We start from the raw sequence: 18559 nt of genomic DNA, 5'->3' as shown, positions 1-18559 counted from the left end.
ATGCACAGGGTTATGGCACGGCCTCGGCCCAAGGTCAGTTCACGCTTTCTTCAGCATGCGGCGATGCGGCAACAGACTGCCGACGCAGCGCCGCCACGCTTACTCGCGCGGCAGCACCCGCAGGCGCAATTCGCGCAGCTGCTCGTTCGTCGGCTCGCTGGGGGCGCCCATCATCAGGTCTTCGGCGCGCTGGTTCATCGGGAACATGATGACCTCGCGGATGTTCACCTCGTCGGCCAGCAGCATGACGATGCGGTCGATCCCCGCCGCGCAGCCGCCATGCGGCGGCGCGCCATAGCGAAAGGCCTTGACCATGCCGCCGAACCGCTTTTCCACCTCGTCGCGGCCATAGCCGGCCAGTTCGAAGGCCCGGAACATGATTTCCGGCCGGTGGTTGCGGATCGCGCCCGAGACCAGTTCATAGCCGTTGCAGGCCAGGTCGTATTGATAGCCCTTGACCGCCAGCGGGTCGCCCTCCAGCGCATCCAGCCCGCCCTGCGGCATCGAGAACGGGTTGTGGCTGAAGTCGATGCGCCCGTCCTCGCCCTTTTCATACATCGGGAAATCGACGATCCAGGCGAACTTGAACTGGTTCTCGTCGATCAGGCCCAGCTCGCGGCCGATCTCGTTGCGGGCGCGGCCGGCGACGGCCTCGAAGGTCTCGGGCTTGCCGCCCAGGAAGAAGGCCGCATCGCCCTCGCCCAGGCCCAGTTGGATGCGGATCGCCTCGGTCTTCTCGGCACCCAGCGCCTTGGCGATGGGGCCGGCGGCCTCGGTCGTGCCGTCCTCGGCCTTGCGCCAGAAGATATAGCCCATGCCGGGCAGGCCCTGGCTCTGCGCAAAGGCGTTCATGCGGTCGGCGAACTTGCGCGAGCCGCCGGTGGGCGCGGGAATGGCGCGGACCTCGGTGCCCTCCTGTTCCAGCAGCTTCGCGAAGATCGCGAAGCCCGAGCCGCGGAAATGATCCGAAACCACCTGCATCTCGATGGGGTTGCGCAGGTCGGGCTTGTCCGAGCCGTATTTCAGCATCGCCTCGGCATAGGGGATGCGCGGCCAGGTCGCATCGACGCGGCGGCCGCCGCCGAAGGTCTCGAACAGGCCCTGGATCACCGGCTGGATGGCGCGGAACACGTCTTCCTGCTCGACGAAGGACATCTCCATGTCGAGCTGGTAGAAATCGGTGGGCGAGCGGTCGGCGCGCGGATCCTCGTCGCGGAAGCAGGGCGCGATCTGGAAATACTTGTCAAAGCCCGCAACCATGATCAGCTGCTTGAACTGCTGCGGCGCCTGCGGCAGGGCGTAGAACTTGCCCGGATGCAGGCGCGAGGGCACTAGGAAGTCGCGCGCCCCTTCGGGCGAGGAGGCGGTGATGATCGGGGTCTGGAACTCGGTGAAGCCCTGATCCCACATCGCGTCGCGCAGCCATTTCACCACGCGCGAGCGCAGCATGATGTTGTTGTGCAGGCTTTCGCGGCGCAGGTCGAGGAAGCGATAGGTCAGCCGCGTCTCCTCGGGATAGTCCTGATCGCCGAAAACCGGCAGCGGCAGGTCGTCCGAGGCGCCCAGCACCTCCATGGCGGTGGCATAGACCTCGATCTCGCCGGTGGGCAGCTTGGGGTTGACCAGGCTCGGGTCGCGCAGCTTGACGCGGCCGTCGATGCGGATCACCGTCTCGGCCCGCAGCTTTTCCAGCGCCGGGAAGGCGGGCGAGTCGCTGTCGGCGATCACCTGTGTGATCCCGTAATGGTCGCGCAGGTCGATGAACAGCACCCCGCCATGGTCGCGGACCCGGTGGACCCAGCCGGACAGACGGACTTCGGACCCGGCGGCAGCGGCGGTCAGCTCGCCGCAGGTATGGCTGCGATAGGCGCTCATCGTTTTTCCCCTTGCGTATCGGCCCCGCATGAACCGCGCCGCGCCGGCGAAGTCAAGCAATCAGAACGGCCTCACCACGTTGCCGGTGTAGAAATAGGCGCCCATGCCGACAGCGAAGAGGACGTTCCCCGCCACCGCATGCAGCACCCAGGCCGAGGGAAAGCCGCGCTCCAGATAGGCGCGGGCAAAGACCCAGCCGCCGACGAAGGTCAGCACCGCCATCACCCAGGACCAATACATCAGGTGGGCAAAGGAAAACACCGCCGCGTTCAGCGCGATCGCCCCCTGCCCCGCCGGCAGCAGTGCGGCGTAGCGGTGAAAGAACAGCGGGCGAAAGATCAGTTCCTGCGGCAGGGCCGAGAGGATCGGATAGAAGGTCCAGATCACCGGCAGGAACTCGGGCCGCTGCCGCACGATCTGGAAGATCGAGTTCGGGCGGTCGAGCGCCAGGATCGCCAGCCCCACCAGCAGGGTGGCCAGCGCCACGGCCAGGATCTCGCGCCAGGGCAGCCGGCTCCAGCCGCGCACCAGGCTGTGCCAGTGAAAGCCGCCGGTGCGCCACAAGAGGCCCAGCCCCGCCAGGCTGAACACCGCCAGCGCCTCGAACAGCATATGGCCGGGCAGGAACAGCGCGATCACCAGCGGCGTCCCGACATAGAGCGCCGCGAACTCGGCCCAGAGCAGGCCGCGCCTTATTGCAGGCGCTGGTTCAGCCATGCCCGCCACTGCGCGGGCGAGCCCGCAAAGACGTTCAGGTCCACGTTGCCGCGGATCCCCGGCACGATGCCGGTGCCGGTATATTGCCAGAACGTGTAGCGCTGGCCGGGATAGACGATGCGCGGATGGCCCGCGACCGAGCGCAGCCAGAACTCCTCGGGCCAGGAGCCGAGGTTGTTGTCGCGGTAGAAATCGACCGTGGTGTAGATGATCGGGCGCTGGCCGTAATGCCGGTGCAGGATGTCCTTGAAGATCTTGGCCTCGCGCAGCACCTCATGGCTGGCCGGGCGATGCGGGCAAGTCTTGGAGGCGGTCCATTCCAGGTCCAGCACCGGCGGCATGGCGCCGCGCTCCCTGGGCACGTTGGCGATGAACCAGGCCGCCTGCTCCGAGCCCGAGCGGCAGAAATAGAAATAGTGATAGGCGCCGCGCGGGATGCGCGCCTGCGCCGCCTCGCGCCAGTAGCGGCGGAAGTTCGGGTCGGCATGGTCGCCGCCCTCGGTCGCCTTGATGAAGGCGAAGCTGATGCCCGAGCCGCGCACCCGGTGCCAGTCGATGTCGCCCTGCCAGCGCGAGATGTCGATGCCGTGGATCGGGTGGTCATAGGGATGCCCGCCGATCCAGGGATGGGGCGCGCTGTCGCCGAATTGCGGGCCGCTGCCCTGCCCCGCCATCACCGCCGGCCCGCTGGAAGGCCCCCCGCAGGAGGCCAGCGCGACCAGCGCCAACGCCGTGAAAATCTTGCCCAGGAATGTCATCTCTGCCCTCTGCCTGCGCGCATGTCGCGCGCTCTGCCCCTGCGCCTGTACTCGGCGCTTCGTGTCCTTATCGCAAAGGTGCGACGCTCTGTCACGATGGCGTGACAGTCACGAGTTTGTCAGGGACACCCCGGCCGGCGCGCATCTCCACCGCAGGTTGTGCGGCACGTTTCAGAAGATCCGCGGCCCGATCTCCCTGGGGTCGGCCACATCGACATGCCAGAACTGGACTGCGCCCGGCGGCAGGCATTCCAGGACGCGCTGAAAATCCGCCTTGTTCACATAGCGGCGGATGGTCCAGGCCACGGCCTCGATGGCGTTGTCCGGGGTCAGGTTGTGATGCGGCCGGAGCTGTTGCGCCTCTCGGGTCATGGTCCGGCGGTCGGCAAAGGGCACCGGCTTCTCGTCGGGTTTCCAGTCGGCGACGAAGATCGCCCTGGGAATCGCTGGCAGGACGGATGCGAAGTCCAGCCCCTGCTGCGCCGTGAGTCGGCGCCGAAAGGCCTGGAGTACGCCGTCCAGGGCGGTATAGGCGCTGTTGTCCGAGACCAGGTCCATGCGGTCCTTGAGATCGTCGAGAATCGCGCGCCATTCCTTGGACGCATGGCGATAGGTCCATGGCATTGGCATTTCCCGTTCCTCCTTGCCGGGATGCGCTGCCGATGCGGACGGGCGGCGCCCCGGCCGGACTGTGCCGGCGCGCCTTGCGCCTCAGCCCACCTCCGGCACCAGCTTGCCGGGATTCAGCACCCCCTGGGGGTCCAGTGCCAGCTTGATCGCCGCCATCACGCCGATGGCAGCGCCGTGCTGGGCGGGCATCAGGGGCTTCTTGCCGATGCCCACGCCATGCTCGCCGGTGATGGTGCCGCCCACCGCGATGGCGCGCTCGGCCATGCGCAGCGCGACGCGCTTGGCGGCGGCCAGCTCGGCCTCGTCTCCGGGCATCACCAGGATCTGGGCGTGGAAGTTGCCGTCGCCGACATGGCCGACGATGGGGCCCAGCAGGCCCTCGGCGCGGATGTCCTCGGCCGCCGCGGCCACGGCGGCGGGCAGGTGCGACATCGGCACGCAGACATCCGTCACCACCGCCGTCGCCCCCGGCCGCAAGGCCAGGCACGAGCGATAGGCATTATGCCGCATCTTCCACAGCGCCGCCCGCGCCTCGGGCGTGGTCGCCCAGTCGAAGCCGGTGCCGCCGAACTCGCCCGCCAGCGCGCCGAAGGCCTCGGCATCGCCCTTGACCGAGGCGGGTCCGCCGTGGAACTCGACCATCAGGTGCGGGCCCTCGTGCATCTGCGTGCCCGAGGCGCGGTTGAAGGCACGCACCACGTCGGCGTCGATGAACTCGATCCGCGCCATGGGGATGCCCGACTGGATCGTCGCGGTGACGCATTCCACCGCCTGCTCCAGCGTCGGAAAGCCGCAGACCGCCGCGGCGACCTCCTCGGGCTGGCCGTGCAGCTTCAGGGTCAGTTCGGTGATGATGCCCAGCGTGCCCTCCGAGCCGACGAAAAGCCCGGTCAGGTCATAGCCGGCGCTGGATTTCGCCGCCCGCGTGCCGGTGCGGATCACCTGCCCGTCGGCCAGCACCACCTCCAGCGCCAGCACATTGTCGCGCATGGTGCCGTAGCGCACCGCCGTAGTGCCCGAGGCGCGCGTCGCCGCCATGCCGCCCAGCGAGGCATTGGCGCCGGGATCGACCGGGAAGAACAGCCCGGTCGCCCGCAATTCGGTATTCAGCGCCTCGCGCGTGCAGCCGGGCTGGACGCTGGCCTGCATGTCCTCGGCCCGGATCTCCAGCACCCGGTCCATCTTCGACAGGTCGATGACCAGCCCGCCCTGCGGCGCCAGGGCCTGCCCCTCCAGCGAGGTGCCGGTGCCCCAGCCGATCATCGGCACGCGATGCGCGTGGCAGATGGCGGCGATGCGCGAGACCTCCTCGGTCGAGACCGGCCAGGCCACGGCATCGGGCGGCGGGGCGCGGTGAAAGGTCTCGGACTGGGCGTGCAACTCGCGGTCGGCGCCGCTGGTGGACAGGCGCGCGCCCAGAAGCGCGGAAAGCGCGTCGAGGGCCGGGGCGGGAATCGGCATGGAGATCTCCTGCGGCATTGGTATGGCAGTTGATAGTCCCGGCAGCCGGCCAAGGGCAAGCCGGGGTCAGGACTTGGCGCCCACCGCGCCCTTCACCGCCTCGATGGCGGGGGTGACGGCGTAATGCGCCACCGGGATCAGGATCATGCCCCAGAGCACCCCGAAGATGCCGTCGAAGAAGGCGGTGGCGGCCCAGGCGGCGAAGCCGGGCGCAGCGGGCAGGGCCCGGGCCGCGGCCGCGGCCATGCCATGGATCCATTCATAGGGCTGGTGCTGGCCCAGTTCGTGCAGCCCGTGGATGACGATCTGGCCGCCGACCCAGATCATCGCCGCGGTGCCGACCACGGTCAGCACCTTCATGAAGCCCGGCATGACATGGACGATGCCGCGGCCCAGCGCCGCGCCGGGGCCGCCGCGCTCGTGCAGGTGCAGGCCGAAATCGTCCGCCTTCACGATCAGCGCCACGAAGCCGTAGACCGCGACGGTGATGCCCAGGGCCACCACGGCCAGGATCAGCGCCTTCATCCAGATCGCGTCGCCGTTCGGGATCGTGGCCAGCGCGATGGTCATGATCTCGGCCGAGAGGATGAAGTCGGTCTTGATCGCGCCGCGCACCCGTTCCTCTTCCAGCCCGGCGGCGCCCTCGGCGGTCGTCTTCAGATGCGGCTCGTTGACCTTGTGGTGGCTGAGCGCATGCAGGACCTTCTCGGCGCCCTCGAAACACAGGTAGGAGCCGCCCAGCATCAGCAGCGGCGTGATCGCCCAGGGCGCAAAGGCCGAGAGCAGCAGCGCGATGGGCAGCAGGATCACCAGCTTGTTGTAAAGCGAGCCGCGGGCGATCTTCATCACGATCGGCACCTCGCGCGCGGCGGAAAAGCCGTGCACGTATTTCGGCGTCACCGCCGCGTCGTCGATCACCGCGCCGGCGGCCTTGCTGCCGGCCTTGACCGCCTGCCCCGCCACGTCGTCGATCGACGCCGCCGCGATCTTGGCGATCCCCGCCACGTCATCCAGCAGCGCCAGCAATCCGCTCATGCCCGTTTCCCGTCCCTGGTTTCCCGCGCCGCACTCTAGGCGGCGGCGCGCCCATGCGCAATTCGCGGCCCCGGCGACGGTTCCCGCCCCTTGCCCGGCTTGCACCCGCGCGGGGAATCATTCATCAAGCATGGGACAATCGAAAGGGCCGCCCATGCTGGATCAGAACGCGAAACCGACCGAGGAAATCGACCTGCGCGAGGTCTTCGGCCTAGACAGCGACATGAAGGTCAAGGGCTTTGCCGAACGCTCGGACCGGGTGCCCGACATCGACACGACCTACAAGTTCGATCCCGATACCACCTTGGCGATCCTGGCGGGCTTTGCCTATAACCGCCGGGTGATGATCCAGGGCTATCACGGCACCGGCAAATCGACGCATATCGAGCAGGTGGCGGCGCGGCTGAACTGGCCCTGCGTGCGGGTGAACCTGGACAGCCATGTCAGCCGCATCGACCTGATCGGCAAGGACGCGATCAAGCTGGTGGACGGCAAGCAGGTCACGGTCTTTCACGAAGGCATCCTGCCCTGGGCGCTGCGCAACCCGACCGCGATCGTCTTCGACGAATACGACGCCGGCCGCGCCGACGTGATGTTCGTGATCCAGCGCGTGCTGGAGGCCGATGGCAAGCTGACGCTGCTGGACCAGAACGAGGTCATCACGCCCAATCCCTATTTCCGCCTGTTCGCGACGGCGAACACCGTGGGCCTGGGCGACACCACGGGCCTCTATCACGGCACGCAGCAGATCAACCAGGGCCAGATGGACCGCTGGTCGCTGGTCTCGACGCTGAATTACCTGAGCCACGACGCCGAGGCCGCCATCGTGCTGGCCAAGAACCCGACCTACAACACCGAGAAGGGCCGCAAGATCATCAACCAGATGGTGACGCTGGCCGACCTGACGCGCACGGCCTTCATGCAGGGGGATCTTTCGACGGTGATGTCGCCCCGGACGGTGATCGCCTGGGCGCAGAACGCGCGGATCTTCGGCGATAACGTAGGCTATGCCTTCCGCCTGACCTTCCTGAACAAATGCGACGAGCTGGAGCGGCAGACGGTGGCCGAGTTCTATCAGCGGCTCTTCGACGAGGAACTGCCGGAAAGCGCGGCGGTCAAGGCGGGGTGATGCGGGGGGCGGTCAGCATTTGCACGATGGCCATGGCCCTGCCGGCGATGGCCGCAGCCCTGACCGCGGGCATGCCGAACGAGGATAAGGCTGCAACGCTGATACCCCTCTCGGCCGACCCGAACGCTGACGACGCGGCCTATGTGCAGACCCGTTGCCGGGACTTCGTGCAAGCTACAATTGCAGTCGGGATGGTTCTGCGCAGCAATCCGGTGACCGGGCGCGACGAAAAGCGCGGGGATTCCGTTCGTTGGGCTCTGGAGGTCGATACGGTCAAGAGCTTCCCGCTGGCCTCGCCGATGACGGAGACCAGCTTTACGAAAGCCTATCTTGACGCATTCGGCGGCTTCGACGTCCATCAACCCGAACCCACGGCGACAATCTACGCACAAGACAAAGCCTCCTGCGCACCGCTGCTGAGGTTTTACGAATGATGGAAGAGCAACCTCGCTACGCTCGTTTCTTGGCCTTTTGCTGCGAATGTAGTGCAATGGCGGACAAAGGCGATTTCTGGAACAGCCCATGAAAAAATCCGACAACCCCGCCGATCCGTTCAAGAAGGCCCTGACCGAGGCCACCCGCGCGCTGGCCGAGGATCACGAGCTGAACGTGACCTTCACCGCCGACCCGTCCGGCGTGGCGGGCGACACCATGCGCCTGCCGCAGGTCAGCCGCCGCATGACCCGAGACGAGGTGCTGCTGGCGCGCGGCACCGCCGACGCCCTGGCGATGAAGCTGCGCCACCACGACGCCGCGACCCATGCGAAATACGCCCCCGCCGGGCCGATGGCGCGCGACCTCTACGAGGCGATGGAGACCGCGCGCTGCGAGGCATTGGGCGCGCGCGACATGCCCGGCGCGCTCAGCAACATCGACGCCAAGCTGGGCCAGGAGGCCGAGCGCAAGGGCTATGGCCAGATCAAGGCCCCGGCCGATGCGCCGCTGGCCGTCGCGGCGGGCTATATCGTGCGGCAGGCGGCGACGGGCCGCGCCCTGCCCTCGGCCGCGCAGCATGTCGCGGACCTGTGGCGCCCCTTCGTCGAGGAACAGGCCGGCGCCGATCTCGATCATGTGGGCGAGGTGCTGGCCGACCAGGCGGCCTTCGCCCGGCTCGCCCGCAAGGTGATCGCCGACCTGGGCTATGGCGACCAGCTGGGCGAAGACCCCGACGAGCCGCAGGAAGACGAGGCCGAGGAAAACGCCGAGCAGGACGAGGAGGCTGGCGACAACCAGTCCCGCGACCAGAACCAGGACGAGGACGCCGAGGCCAGCCCCGAGCGCACCCAGGACCAGACCCAGGACGAACGCCAGGCCCAGGTCAGCATGGACGACCAGTCCGACGAGGAACTGGTGGACGAGGCCGAGATGTCCGAGGCCGAGACGCCGCCCGACCTGCCGCCGCAGGTCAGCGAGGCGAGCCCGGACTACCGCGTCTATGCCCAGGAATTCGACGAGGAGATCCGCGCCGAGGACCTCGCCGACCCGGCCGAGCTGGAGCGGCTGCGCGCCTATCTGGACAAGCAGCTGGAGCCCCTGCGCGGCGCGGTTTCGCGGCTGGCCAACAAGCTGCAACGCCGCCTGCAGGCGCAGCAGAACCGCAGCTGGGAATTCGACAAGGAGGAGGGGGTCTTGGACGCCGGCCGCCTGGCCCGCGTGGTGGCGAACCCGACGACGCCCCTGTCCTTCAAGGTCGAAAAGGACACCGAGTTCCGCGACACCGTGGTCACGCTGCTGCTGGACAATTCCGGCTCGATGCGGGGCCGGCCGATCTCGATCGCCGCGATCTGCGCCGATGTGCTGGCCCGGACGCTGGAACGCAGCCAGGTCAAGGTCGAGATCCTGGGCTTCACCACCCGCGCCTGGAAGGGCGGCCAGAGCCGCGAGAAATGGCTGACCGCCGGCCGGCCGGCGCAGCCGGGGCGGCTGAACGACCTGCGTCATATCATCTACAAGGGTGCCGATGCACCCTGGCGGCGGGTGCGGCCGAACCTGGGCCTGATGATGAAAGAGGGGCTCCTCAAGGAAAATATCGACGGCGAGGCGCTGGAATGGGCGCATCGGCGGCTGGCCCGGCGGCCCGAGGCGCGGCGCATCCTGATGGTGATCTCGGACGGGGCGCCGGTGGACGATTCGACCCTTTCGGTCAACCCGGCGAATTTCCTGGAAAAGCACCTGCGCGACGTGATCGCGATGATCGAGCGCAAGAAGCAGGTGGAACTGCTGGCCATCGGCATCGGCCATGACGTGACCCGCTATTACCAGCGCGCGGTGACGATCACCGATGCCGAACAGTTGGCCGGCGCCATGACCGAGCAGCTTGCCGCCCTGTTCGAGGCCGATCCCAGGAAACGCGCCCGCGCCATGAACCTGCGCCGCGCCGGCTGAACCTGTTCTTTCGGGCTGGTTGATCTGCCCGGCGTCCCATGCGACCAATTTCGTCGGACCGGGGCCGCTTTCCGCCTGACAGGCCAAAGGATTTGACGTGCTGAAGATCGGCTTCTTCATTCCCGAATTTCCGGGCCAGACCCATATCTTCCTGTGGCGCGAGCGGCAGGCGCTGGCGGAACTGGGGATCGAGGCCGAGCTGATCTCGACCCGGCCGCCGCCGCGCGCCGTCGCCTCGCATGCCTGGGCGGCCGAGGCACAGGCCCGGACCCGCTACCTGATGCCGCTGGGCGGCGAGGGCCTGGGCATCCTTGCGGAATTCCTGCGCTCGGGGCCCGCCGGCTGGGCGCGCGGCCTGGGCGCGGCGCTGACCGCCGAGGCGCAGGGCGTCAAGGGCCGTCTGCGCATGCTGGCGCTGCTGGCCATGGGCGCGCGGCTGAAGCGTATCGCCCGCCAGCAGGGCTGGAACCATGTCCATGTCCACAGCTGCGCCGACAGCGCCAATATCGCCATGCTCGCCGAACGCCTGGGCGGGCCCGGCTACAGCCTGACCCTGCACGGGCCGACGCTGGAGGGCTACGGGCCGAACCAGCGGCAGAAATGGCGCCATGCGCGCTTCGCCACCATCATCTCGCAATTGCTGACGCGGGTGGCCGAGCGCGAGATCGGCACCGACCGCCCCGCCGTCATCAATGTCGCGCCGATGGGCGTGGACCTCGACCAGATCCGGCGCCGGACGCCCTGGCAGCCTCCTGCCCCCGGCGAGGCGCTGCGCATTTTCAGCTGCGGCCGGCTGAACGCGGTCAAGGGCCACGACCACCTGATCGAGACCGTCGCCCTGCTGCGCGCCCAGGGCATCGACGCCCGGCTGGAAATCGCCGGCGAGGACGAGCAGGGCGGTTCGGGCTATCACCGCCAGCTCGACGCGCTGATCGCCGGGAAGGGCCTCGGCGACGCGGTCACGCTTTTGGGCGCGGTCAGCGAGGATCGGGTGCGCGAGGGGCTGGAGCGCGCGCATATCTTTGCGCTGGCCAGCCTGAACGAGGGCATCTCGGTCGCGATCATGGAAGCGATGGCGATGGAGATGCCGGTGGTCGTCACCGATGTCGGCGGCAATCACGAGCTGATCACCTCGGGCCGCGACGCGATCCTGGTGCCGCCCGAACGCCCCGAGATCATGGCCGAGGAGATCGCCCAGCTGCACGCCGATCCCGCGGAAGCGCGGCGGCTGGCCCAGGCGTCCCGCGCCCGCGTCGCCGCCGATTTCCACCACCGCCGCAGCGCCCAGGCCCTGGCCGACGGCCTCGCGCGCACCCTGCCCGGCGCGCGCGCGGCGCTGGCCCGCGCCTGACACCCAGAACAAGACCCAGAGGCAAGCATGTTCCAGAATTACGACAGCCATTCCGACCCCGCCGCGCATCCGCCCCGGCTGGCCGCGCTGCGCCGCGAACTGGCGGCGCGCGGGCTCGACGGCTTCCTGGTGCCGCGCGCCGATGCGCATCAGGGCGAATATGTCGCGGCGCGCGACGCGCGGCTGGCCTGGTTGACCGGCTTCACCGGCAGCGCCGGTTTCTGCATCGTCACCCCCGACCGCGCCGGGGTGTTCATCGACGGCCGCTATCGCGTGCAGGTCAAGGCCGAGGTCGACCCCGCGCATTTCACCCCGGTGCCCTGGCCGGAAACCAAGCCCGCCGACTGGCTGCGCGAGGCGCTGCCCGAGGGCGGGCGCATCGGCTACGACCCCTGGCTGCACACGCGGCGCGAGATCCGCGAGATGGAAAAGGGCCTGGCCGGTTCGGGCATCGCCCTGATCGCGCTCGACACGAACCCGGTCGATGCGATCTGGCCCGACCAGCCCGAGGCGCCGGTGGGCGCGGTGCGGCTCTGGCCCGACGCGATCGCCGGCGAGACCGCGACCGAGAAGCGCGCCCGCATCGCCCAGGCGCTGCGCGAGGCCGGGCAGCAGGCGGCGGTGCTGACGCTGCCCGATTCGGTCTCGTGGCTTCTGAACATCCGCGGGGCGGACGTGCCGAAGAACCCGGTGGTGCAATGTTTCGCCATCATCGAGGAGAACGGCCATGTCGCCGTCTTCACCAACCCGGCCAAGTTCGGCGCGGAGGTGCGGGCGGCGCTTGGCAACGCGGTCTCGGTGCTGCCGCTCGATGCGCTGACCCCGGCGCTGACCAACCTTGCCGGCCCGGTGCGGGTCGATCCGGCCAGCGCGCCCGACCGGGTCTTCGCGCTGATCGAAAGCATGAAGACCCCCATTGCCGAGGGCCCGGACCCGGTGATCCTGCCGAAAGCCTGCAAGAACCCGGCCGAGATCGCCGGCATGCGCGCCGCGCATCTGCAGGACGGCGCGGCGGTGGCGGAACTCTTGTGCTGGCTCGACGCCCGCGCCGCGCATCTGGACGCCGAGCCGCTGACCGAGATCGACGTGGCGCAAAGGCTTGAGGAATTGCGCGTGGCGCGCGGCATCCTCGACATCAGCTTCGACACGATCGCAGCCACAGGCCCGCATGCCGCGATCCCGCATTACCATGTCGACCGGCAAAGCAACCTGCGCATCCTGCCCGGCCATGTGCTGCTGGTCGATTCCGGCGGGCAATATGCCAACGGCACCACCGACATCACCCGCACCCTGCCGATGGGCCCAGCCGATCCGGCGGCGCGGCGGCCCTATACCCGCGTGCTTCAGGGCATGATCGCCATCTCGCAGGTGCAGTTCCCCAAGGGCGTCGCCGGCTGCCATATCGACGCGCTGGCCCGTGCACCGCTCTGGTCCGAGGGCATGGATTACGACCACGGCACCGGCCATGGCGTCGGCGCCGGCCTGTCCGTGCATGAAGGGCCGGTCCGGATCTCGCGCATCTCGGAGATTCCTCTGCAGCCCGGCATGATCCTGTCGAACGAGCCGGGCTATTACCGCGAGGGCGCCTTCGGCATCCGCATCGAGAACCTGATCGTGGTCGAGAAGCGCGAAAGCCCGGATGGCCGCGAGATGCTGGGCTTCGAGACCCTGACCTTTGCCCCGATCGACCGTCGCCTCATCGAGCCCGGACTGCTCGCCCCGGCCGAGATCGCCTGGCTCGACGCCTATCACGCGCAGGTCTGGGAGAAGATCTCGCCCCTGGTCGAGGGCGAGGTGCGCGACTGGCTCCATCGCGCGACCCGGCCGCTGGACGGCAGGGCCTGAAGACCGGCGCTATCACCGTTTCCCAAATACTCATCCGAACGGCGCAACCGGCAAGGCGCGACCCGGTGGGACATCCCGGCGCGCCTTCTCTGTTCCCCAAATACCCCGGCAACCGCGCCCCTGGGCGCCGTAGCATGGGTATTTGGAAAACGGAAAGAGCGGCAATCTCAGCCGTGCGGGTGACGGCGGCGCCAGGCCAGCGAGCTGAGGAAGGCCATGCCGATGAAACAGGCGCCCAGAAGGCCGGTGACCACTTCGGGGATCGGCCGCAGGGTCTGGACGAACATCAGGATGGACAGCACGAAGATCGACCAGAAGGCACCATGTTCGAGATAGCGGAAGGCGGCGAGCGTGCCACGTTCGACCAGCATCACCGTCATCGAGCGCACATACATCGCGCCGATGCCAAGCCCGATGGCGATCAGGAACAGGTTCTGGGTCAGCGCGAAGGCGCCGATCACCCCGTCGAAGCTGAAAGAGGCGTCCAGCACCTCGAGATAGAGGAAGGCGCCGAAACCGCCGCGCGCCATGTCGACCGGCTGCGGCCCGCCGCCCCAGCGGTCCAGAACATGGCCCAGCATGTCCACCAGCAGATAGGTGATCACCCCCCAGATCGCGGCGATGATGAAGGCATGCTCCTTTTCCGCCGGCAGCTGGCCGACGATCACCAGCATGCAGACCAGCACGAAGCCGACCTCCATGCCGCGGATCTCGCCCAGCTTGCGCAGCGCGGCCTCGACGCCCTTGATCCAGTCCACGTCCTTGGCCTCGTCGAAGAAATAGTTCAGCGCCACCAGCATCAGGAACGAGCCGCCGAAGGCCGCGATGGGCAGATGCGCCTCGTGGATGATGCGGGAATATTCCTGCGGCTGGGTGGCGGCCAGACGAATGGCCTCCCATGGTGCGAGATGGGCGGCGATGACCACCACCAGCAGCGGAAAGATCACCCGCATGCCGAAGACCGCGATCAGGATGCCCCAGGTCAGGAAGCGGCGCTGCCATTTCGGCACCATCTGCTTGAGCTTGTTGGCATTGACGATCGCATTGTCGAAGCTGAGCGAGATTTCCAGCACCGCCAGGATGCCGGCGATCAGGAAGAATGCGAAGGCCCCCGAGCCGGTGCCGTGATATTCCCAGCCAAGGAAGGCGGCCAGCGCCAGGCCCGCACCGGTGACGACGAAGGGCCAGGTCATGTAGCTCAGGGTGGATCTCATCGGGTTCCCCGTCATGCGGCTCGTGCCTTTCGGTCTTAGGCCCTGCCGGAAGGACGGGCAAGGCGGGCGGGTGCAGGGCAGCCTTGCAGGCAGGCGAACCCGGGACCGCGCGCCGCTCAGCCGCGCACCAGCACCGCCAGGTCGGCGACATTGGTGCCGGTCGCGCCCGTCACCACCAGCGCATCGCCCGCCGCCAGCGCCGGGGTCGAATCGTTCCTTGCCAGCGCCGTGGCGGGATCGATGCCGCCCGCCCGGATCGCCGCCGGCGTGGCGGGGCCGACCAGCCCGCCCGCGGCCTCGCCGGGCCCGTCGCGCCCGTCGCTGCCGACCGCGGCAAAGGCCCAGTCGAAATCCACCGGCTGCGCCTCGGCCAGCAGCGCCAGGCGCAGCGCCAGTTCCTGGTTGCGCCCGCCCATGCCATCGCCGACCAGTTTCACCGTGGTCTCGCCGCCGAAGGCCAGCGCCTGGCCGGGCCGCAACCCCGGTGCCAAGGCCCAGATCGCCTGCGCGCAATCCTGCACGTCGCCCGAAAGCAGGATCGGCGCGGGATCGGCCCCGGCCGCGACCATGGCCGCGACGGAAAGCGCGTTCGAGCCGACGAGGATGTTCCTGGCCTGCGGCAGGGCGCGGCGGTCCTCGGGGCGCTTGAGCGCCGCGCGGGCCGCCTCGGGCATATGCTCCCAGATGCCCAGCGCACGCGCCAGATCGGCCGCCTGCGCCCGCGTGCCGACCGGCGCCACCGTCGGTCCCGAGGCGATGACCCGCAGGTCGTCCCCCGGCACATCCGACAGGATCAGCGCCGTCAGCGGCGCCCGCGACAGCCGCAGCCAGCCGCCGCCCTTGAGCCGCGACAGGCCCTGCCGGATCAGGTTCACCTGTGCAATATCCGCACCCGAGGCCAGCAAGAGCCGGTTCACCGCCTGCTTGTCGGCCAGCGCCATGCCCTCGGCCGGCGCCGGCAGCATGGCCGAGCCGCCGCCCGAGATCAGCGCCAGCACCCGGTCCTGCGGCCCCGCAGAGGCAAGCCTGGCGATCACCGCCTCGGCCGCCGCCGCGCCATCGGCGTCGGGCTGCGGATGGCCGGCGCGCATGACCCGCGCCCCGGCCAGCGCCGCGTCATTGCCGGCATTGGTCACTACCAGCGCCTCGGCCCCCGGCAGCGCCTCCAGCGCCGCCGCGGCCATGGCGCGGGCGGCCTTGCCGACGGCGATCACCAGCCAGCGCCCGCCCGGCCCCGGCGGATCGGCCAGCACCTCGGCCATGCCGCGCGCCACCGCGGCAGCAGGATCGGCGGCGGCGATGCCCGCGCGGATCAGCGCCATGGCGCGGTCGCCGGGCGCCATCAGTTCACCCGGTCGGGCAGCGCCTGCCCCTCGGCAAAGGCGACCAGGTTGTTCATCGCCCGCATGGCCATGGCGGTGCGCACCTCCTCGGCCGCGGTGCCCAGATGCGGCAGCAGGGTCACGTTCTCCATGGCGCAAAGCGCGGGCGAGACACGGGGCTCGAACTCGTAGACATCCAGCCCCGCCCCGGCGATCCGGCCCTGCGCCAGCGCCTCGACCAGCGCCGCCTCCTCGACCACGTCGCCGCGGGCGATGTTGATCAGGTAGGAGCGCGGCCCCAGCCGCTCCAGCTCATGCGCGCCGATCATGTGCCGGGTCTCGGCCCCGCCGGGCACGGCGATGACGGCGAAATCCGACTGCGCCAGCAGATCGTCCAGGCTGGCCACCTGCCGGGCCGGGAAATCCAGCGACGAGACCACCGAGCGGTTGTGAAAGATCACGTCCATGCCGAAGCCGAAATGGCAGCGCCGGGCGATGGCCTTGCCGATGCGCCCCATGCCGATGATGCCGACGGTGCAGCCGGTGACATGGCGGCCCAGCAGTTGCGTCGGCTGCCAGCCGGTCCAGGCGCCGCGGCGCAGCAGCCGCTCGCCCTCGCCCGCCCGGCGCGCGGTCATCAGGATCAGGGTCAGGGCGATGTCGGCAGTGGCCTCGGTCACGGCGTCGGGGGTGTTGGTCACGGCGACGCCGGCCGCCGCCGCCGCCGCCACGTCGATATGGTTGTAGCCGGCCCCGAAATTCGCCAGCAGGCGGCAGCGCGGCCGGCCCTGAAAGGCCTCGGCCGTGAAGCGGTCGCCCAGCGTCGGCAGGATCGCGTCGTAATCGGCCAGCGCCCGCGCCGCCTCGTCGACGCTGAGCCCGTCCTGACGATCCAGGATCTCGGTCTCGAACCGGGTCGACAGCGCATGTTCCGCCGCCTGTGTCATGCGGCGCGTCACCAGAAGCTTCATCAATACATCCTCCCCCCGACCGGCACCTCGCGCTCGGGACCGATCAGCACCACCTCGCCATCTTCGTCCGGCAGGCCCAGCACCAGAACCTCGGACATGAAGGGGCCGATCTGGCGCGGCGGGAAATTCACCACCGCCAGCACCTGCCGGCCGACCAGCCCGTCCGGCGCGTAATGCCGGGTGATCTGGGCCGAGCTTTTCCGCTCGCCGATCTCGGGTCCGAAATCCAGCCACAGCTTGAAGGCCGGGCGCCGCGCCTCGGGGAAAGGCTCGGCACGGGTGATGCGGCCGACGCGGATCTCGACCTTCTCGAAATCCGCCCAGGCGATCGGCTCGCTCATTTCCCCAGCTCCCGCCCCCGCGCGGCGGCGGCGGCTATGGTGCGGCGCATCAGCGGCGGCAGGCCGGCCTTGGGGTCCATCAGCTCCTTCAGACCGGCCGCCGTGGTGCCGCCGGGCGAGGTCACGGCCTCGCGCAGCCTGGCCGGATCCGCGTCCTCATGCACGGCCAGCGCGCCGGCCCCGGCCACGGTGGCCCGCGCCAGGTCCAGCGCCAGCGCGGCGGAAAGCCCCTCGGCCTCGCCGGCCGCCGCCATGGCCTCGATCATGTGAAAGACATAGGCCGGACCCGAACCAGAAAGCGCCGTCACCGCATCCATCTGGTCCTCGCCCTCCAGCCGCACGACGCGGCCGACGGCGGAAAGCAGCGCCTCGGCCAGCGCCATCTCGGCCTCACCGGCCCTGGCATTGCCGATGACGGCGGTGATGCCCTGGCCGATGGCCGCCGGCGTGTTCGGCATGGCGCGCACGATGGGCGCGGCCGGAAACGCCGCCTCATAGGCCGCCAGCGTCACCCCTGCCGCGACCGAGATGACCAGCGTCCCCGCCCCGACCGAAAGCCGCGGCAGCACATCCGCCATCATCTGCGGCTTGACGGCGATTACCAGCACGGCGGGCGCCGCGGGCAGCTTTCCGTTTACCGAAATACCCAGATCCGACAGTTCCGCCCGCGGATTGGGGTCCACCACATGCACCGCCCGCGCCGCCAGCCCGTTCTTCAGCCAGCCGTCCAGCAGCGCGCCGCCCATGCGGCCGCAGCCGACCAGCACCAGCCCGCGCGCATTCAGATCCGAAAAATCCATGTCCTGCCCCCTGATCTTGTCCGCGCTGCCGCGGAAATTTCAGGCGCGACCGTAGGCCTCGGACAGGGCGATGTCCATGGCGGCATCCGGCGTCGCATCGCCCCAGCAGGCCAACTGGAAACAGGGATAGAACCGCTCGCAGGCCAGGATGGCATTGCCGATCATCTGGTCGATCTGCGAGGGCGCAGCGATGGCATCGCCCGCAAGCACCAGCCCGTAGCGCCAGACCATCAGCTTCTGCGGGCCCCAGAAGGTGAAGCCGCCGTCCCAGACCTGATCGTTGGCCAGGTTCAGGACTTCGTAGAGCGCCGGCAGCTTCTCGGCCGGCGGATCCATGTCGAAGGTGCAGATCAGCCGCAGCACCTCCTCGCGCGGCGACCAGGCCAGCGTGATGGAATAGGTGCGCCATTGGCCCTCGACCGCCATGGCGATCTGGTCCTCGGCCAGGCGGTCGAAATCCCATTCGTGATGCGCCGCGACGGTTTCCACGATGTCGATGGGATGGATGTCATCGCTATGGATGAAGTCCAGCTGTGCCATATCCTGTCCCCCTGCCTGTCTGAGAGCGGGGCAAGGTCAAAACCCCAACCCTTGGTGGCCCAGACTACACCCGGCGTAGTATCCGGGATGTGCCTACAACATATCGTGTGCCGGTTCCACGAGGGTGTAAAGCGAAAATTCCGTTACCGGAGCGCGACGGCCAGCCTCCGCCGCTTGACCGCCGG

17 protein-coding genes are annotated in these 18559 nt (G+C 69.0%); 5 read left to right on the top strand and 12 right to left on the bottom strand.

The genetic code is table 11. The annotated features are described in order from the left end of the window. Positions 1 to 99 precede the first annotated feature (99 nt). The 6 genes from aspS to ACDP63_RS07960 all read right to left on the bottom strand — a co-directional run bounded on the left by aspS (position 100) and on the right by ACDP63_RS07960 (position 6476). The gene (gene aspS / locus ACDP63_RS07985) at positions 100 to 1875 is read right to left on the bottom strand and encodes an aspartate--tRNA ligase (protein ID WP_024843107.1); all 1776 of its coding nucleotides are present in this window, start codon (positions 1873 to 1875) and stop codon (positions 100 to 102) included. A 60-nt stretch (positions 1876 to 1935) separates the two neighbouring features. Continuing rightward, entirely contained in the window at positions 1936 to 2592 is a 657-nt protein-coding gene (locus ACDP63_RS07980; RefSeq protein ID WP_409927891.1) for a CPBP family intramembrane glutamate endopeptidase, read from the bottom strand. Beyond that, positions 2568 to 3350, bottom strand: coding sequence for a GH25 family lysozyme (locus ACDP63_RS07975; protein ID WP_024843109.1), 783 nt, complete (start codon positions 3348 to 3350; stop codon positions 2568 to 2570). The genes ACDP63_RS07980 and ACDP63_RS07975 overlap by 25 nt, the downstream gene beginning before the upstream one ends. Positions 3351 to 3521: 171 nt before the next feature. Then, complete coding sequence (locus ACDP63_RS07970) at positions 3522 to 3980, bottom strand: DUF2267 domain-containing protein (protein WP_024843110.1); 459 nt, start codon at positions 3978 to 3980, stop codon at positions 3522 to 3524. 81 nt (positions 3981 to 4061) lie between these two features. Further along, positions 4062 to 5441, bottom strand: a complete 1380-nt coding sequence (locus ACDP63_RS07965; RefSeq protein ID WP_024843111.1) for an FAD-binding oxidoreductase — start codon at positions 5439 to 5441, stop codon at positions 4062 to 4064. A gap of 66 nt (positions 5442 to 5507) precedes the next feature. Further along, positions 5508 to 6476, bottom strand: coding sequence for a DUF808 domain-containing protein (locus ACDP63_RS07960; RefSeq protein WP_024843112.1), 969 nt, complete (start codon positions 6474 to 6476; stop codon positions 5508 to 5510). 154 nt (positions 6477 to 6630) lie between these two features. Between ACDP63_RS07960 and cobS the strand changes: the two genes are divergently transcribed. From cobS to ACDP63_RS07935, 5 genes are all read left to right on the top strand, one after another. Then, on the top strand, positions 6631 to 7605 hold the full coding sequence (gene cobS, locus ACDP63_RS07955; RefSeq protein WP_024843113.1) for a cobaltochelatase subunit CobS: 975 nt from the start codon (positions 6631 to 6633) through the stop codon (positions 7603 to 7605). A gap of 26 nt (positions 7606 to 7631) precedes the next feature. Next, entirely contained in the window at positions 7632 to 8039 is a 408-nt protein-coding gene (locus ACDP63_RS07950; RefSeq protein ID WP_231486611.1) for a hypothetical protein, read from the top strand. A gap of 88 nt (positions 8040 to 8127) precedes the next feature. Further along, on the top strand, positions 8128 to 9990 hold the full coding sequence (gene cobT / locus ACDP63_RS07945; protein WP_028709922.1) for a cobaltochelatase subunit CobT: 1863 nt from the start codon (positions 8128 to 8130) through the stop codon (positions 9988 to 9990). Positions 9991 to 10087: 97 nt separating this feature from the next. Beyond that, entirely contained in the window at positions 10088 to 11341 is a 1254-nt protein-coding gene (gene epsE, locus ACDP63_RS07940) for an exopolysaccharide biosynthesis GT4 family glycosyltransferase EpsE (RefSeq protein ID WP_409927890.1), read from the top strand. Between the two features lie 27 nt (positions 11342 to 11368). Further along, positions 11369 to 13186 (top strand): aminopeptidase P family protein, encoded by a 1818-nt coding sequence (locus ACDP63_RS07935; protein ID WP_024843117.1) that lies wholly within the window; start codon positions 11369 to 11371, stop codon positions 13184 to 13186. Positions 13187 to 13353: 167 nt separating this feature from the next. Here ACDP63_RS07935 and ACDP63_RS07930 read toward each other — a convergent pair whose 3' ends face one another. The 6 genes from ACDP63_RS07930 to ACDP63_RS07905 form a co-directional block, all read right to left on the bottom strand. Further along, positions 13354 to 14415 (bottom strand): DUF475 domain-containing protein, encoded by a 1062-nt coding sequence (locus tag ACDP63_RS07930; RefSeq protein ID WP_024843118.1) that lies wholly within the window; start codon positions 14413 to 14415, stop codon positions 13354 to 13356. Between the two features lie 101 nt (positions 14416 to 14516). Further along, positions 14517 to 15743 (bottom strand): glycerate kinase, encoded by a 1227-nt coding sequence (locus ACDP63_RS07925; RefSeq protein WP_024843119.1) that lies wholly within the window; start codon positions 15741 to 15743, stop codon positions 14517 to 14519. After that, entirely contained in the window at positions 15743 to 16693 is a 951-nt protein-coding gene (locus tag ACDP63_RS07920) for a 2-hydroxyacid dehydrogenase (RefSeq protein ID WP_024843120.1), read from the bottom strand. The genes ACDP63_RS07925 and ACDP63_RS07920 overlap by 1 nt, the downstream gene beginning before the upstream one ends. Then, positions 16693 to 17034, bottom strand: a complete 342-nt coding sequence (locus ACDP63_RS07915; protein ID WP_024843121.1) for a tRNA-binding protein — start codon at positions 17032 to 17034, stop codon at positions 16693 to 16695. Before ACDP63_RS07915 ends, ACDP63_RS07920 begins: the two co-directional genes overlap by 1 nt. Continuing rightward, positions 17031 to 17834 carry a pyrroline-5-carboxylate reductase gene (proC, locus tag ACDP63_RS07910; RefSeq protein WP_024843122.1) on the bottom strand — a complete coding sequence of 268 codons (804 nt, stop codon included), beginning with the start codon at positions 17832 to 17834 and terminating at the stop codon, positions 17031 to 17033. Before proC ends, ACDP63_RS07915 begins: the two co-directional genes overlap by 4 nt. 39 nt (positions 17835 to 17873) lie before the next feature. After that, on the bottom strand, positions 17874 to 18374 hold the full coding sequence (locus tag ACDP63_RS07905) for a YbjN domain-containing protein (protein ID WP_024843123.1): 501 nt from the start codon (positions 18372 to 18374) through the stop codon (positions 17874 to 17876). Positions 18375 to 18559 lie beyond the last annotated feature (185 nt).

Origin of the sequence: Paracoccus sp. P2 (assembly GCF_046335115.1) — a bacterium.
Classification (GTDB): domain Bacteria; phylum Pseudomonadota; class Alphaproteobacteria; order Rhodobacterales; family Rhodobacteraceae; genus Paracoccus; species Paracoccus pantotrophus.
Note: the sequence above shows the minus strand (reverse complement) of the source record. Positions and strands in the feature narration are given on the sequence as shown.

Excerpts from the sequence above, each read along its gene's own strand:
- ACDP63_RS07965 (WP_024843111.1), bottom strand. The coding sequence starts at position 5,441 with ATGCCGATTCCCGCCCCGGCCCTCGACGCGCTTTCCGCGCTTCTGGGC.
- cobT (WP_028709922.1), top strand. The coding sequence starts at position 8,128 with ATGAAAAAATCCGACAACCCCGCCGATCCGTTCAAGAAGGCCCTGACC.
- ACDP63_RS07905 (WP_024843123.1), bottom strand. The coding sequence starts at position 18,374 with ATGGCACAGCTGGACTTCATCCATAGCGATGACATCCATCCCATCGAC.
- ACDP63_RS07935 (WP_024843117.1), top strand. The coding sequence starts at position 11,369 with ATGTTCCAGAATTACGACAGCCATTCCGACCCCGCCGCGCATCCGCCC.
- ACDP63_RS07925 (WP_024843119.1), bottom strand. The coding sequence starts at position 15,743 with ATGGCGCCCGGCGACCGCGCCATGGCGCTGATCCGCGCGGGCATCGCC.
- ACDP63_RS07980 (WP_409927891.1), bottom strand. The coding sequence starts at position 2,592 with ATGGCTGAACCAGCGCCTGCAATAAGGCGCGGCCTGCTCTGGGCCGAG.
- proC (WP_024843122.1), bottom strand. The coding sequence starts at position 17,834 with ATGGATTTTTCGGATCTGAATGCGCGCGGGCTGGTGCTGGTCGGCTGC.
- ACDP63_RS07920 (WP_024843120.1), bottom strand. The coding sequence starts at position 16,693 with ATGAAGCTTCTGGTGACGCGCCGCATGACACAGGCGGCGGAACATGCG.
- cobS (WP_024843113.1), top strand. The coding sequence starts at position 6,631 with ATGCTGGATCAGAACGCGAAACCGACCGAGGAAATCGACCTGCGCGAG.
- ACDP63_RS07970 (WP_024843110.1), bottom strand. The coding sequence starts at position 3,980 with ATGCCAATGCCATGGACCTATCGCCATGCGTCCAAGGAATGGCGCGCG.
- ACDP63_RS07960 (WP_024843112.1), bottom strand. The coding sequence starts at position 6,476 with ATGAGCGGATTGCTGGCGCTGCTGGATGACGTGGCGGGGATCGCCAAG.
- ACDP63_RS07915 (WP_024843121.1), bottom strand. The coding sequence starts at position 17,034 with ATGAGCGAGCCGATCGCCTGGGCGGATTTCGAGAAGGTCGAGATCCGC.
- ACDP63_RS07975 (WP_024843109.1), bottom strand. The coding sequence starts at position 3,350 with ATGACATTCCTGGGCAAGATTTTCACGGCGTTGGCGCTGGTCGCGCTG.
- aspS (WP_024843107.1), bottom strand. The coding sequence starts at position 1,875 with ATGAGCGCCTATCGCAGCCATACCTGCGGCGAGCTGACCGCCGCTGCC.
- ACDP63_RS07930 (WP_024843118.1), bottom strand. The coding sequence starts at position 14,415 with ATGACGGGGAACCCGATGAGATCCACCCTGAGCTACATGACCTGGCCC.
- ACDP63_RS07950 (WP_231486611.1), top strand. The coding sequence starts at position 7,632 with ATGGCCATGGCCCTGCCGGCGATGGCCGCAGCCCTGACCGCGGGCATG.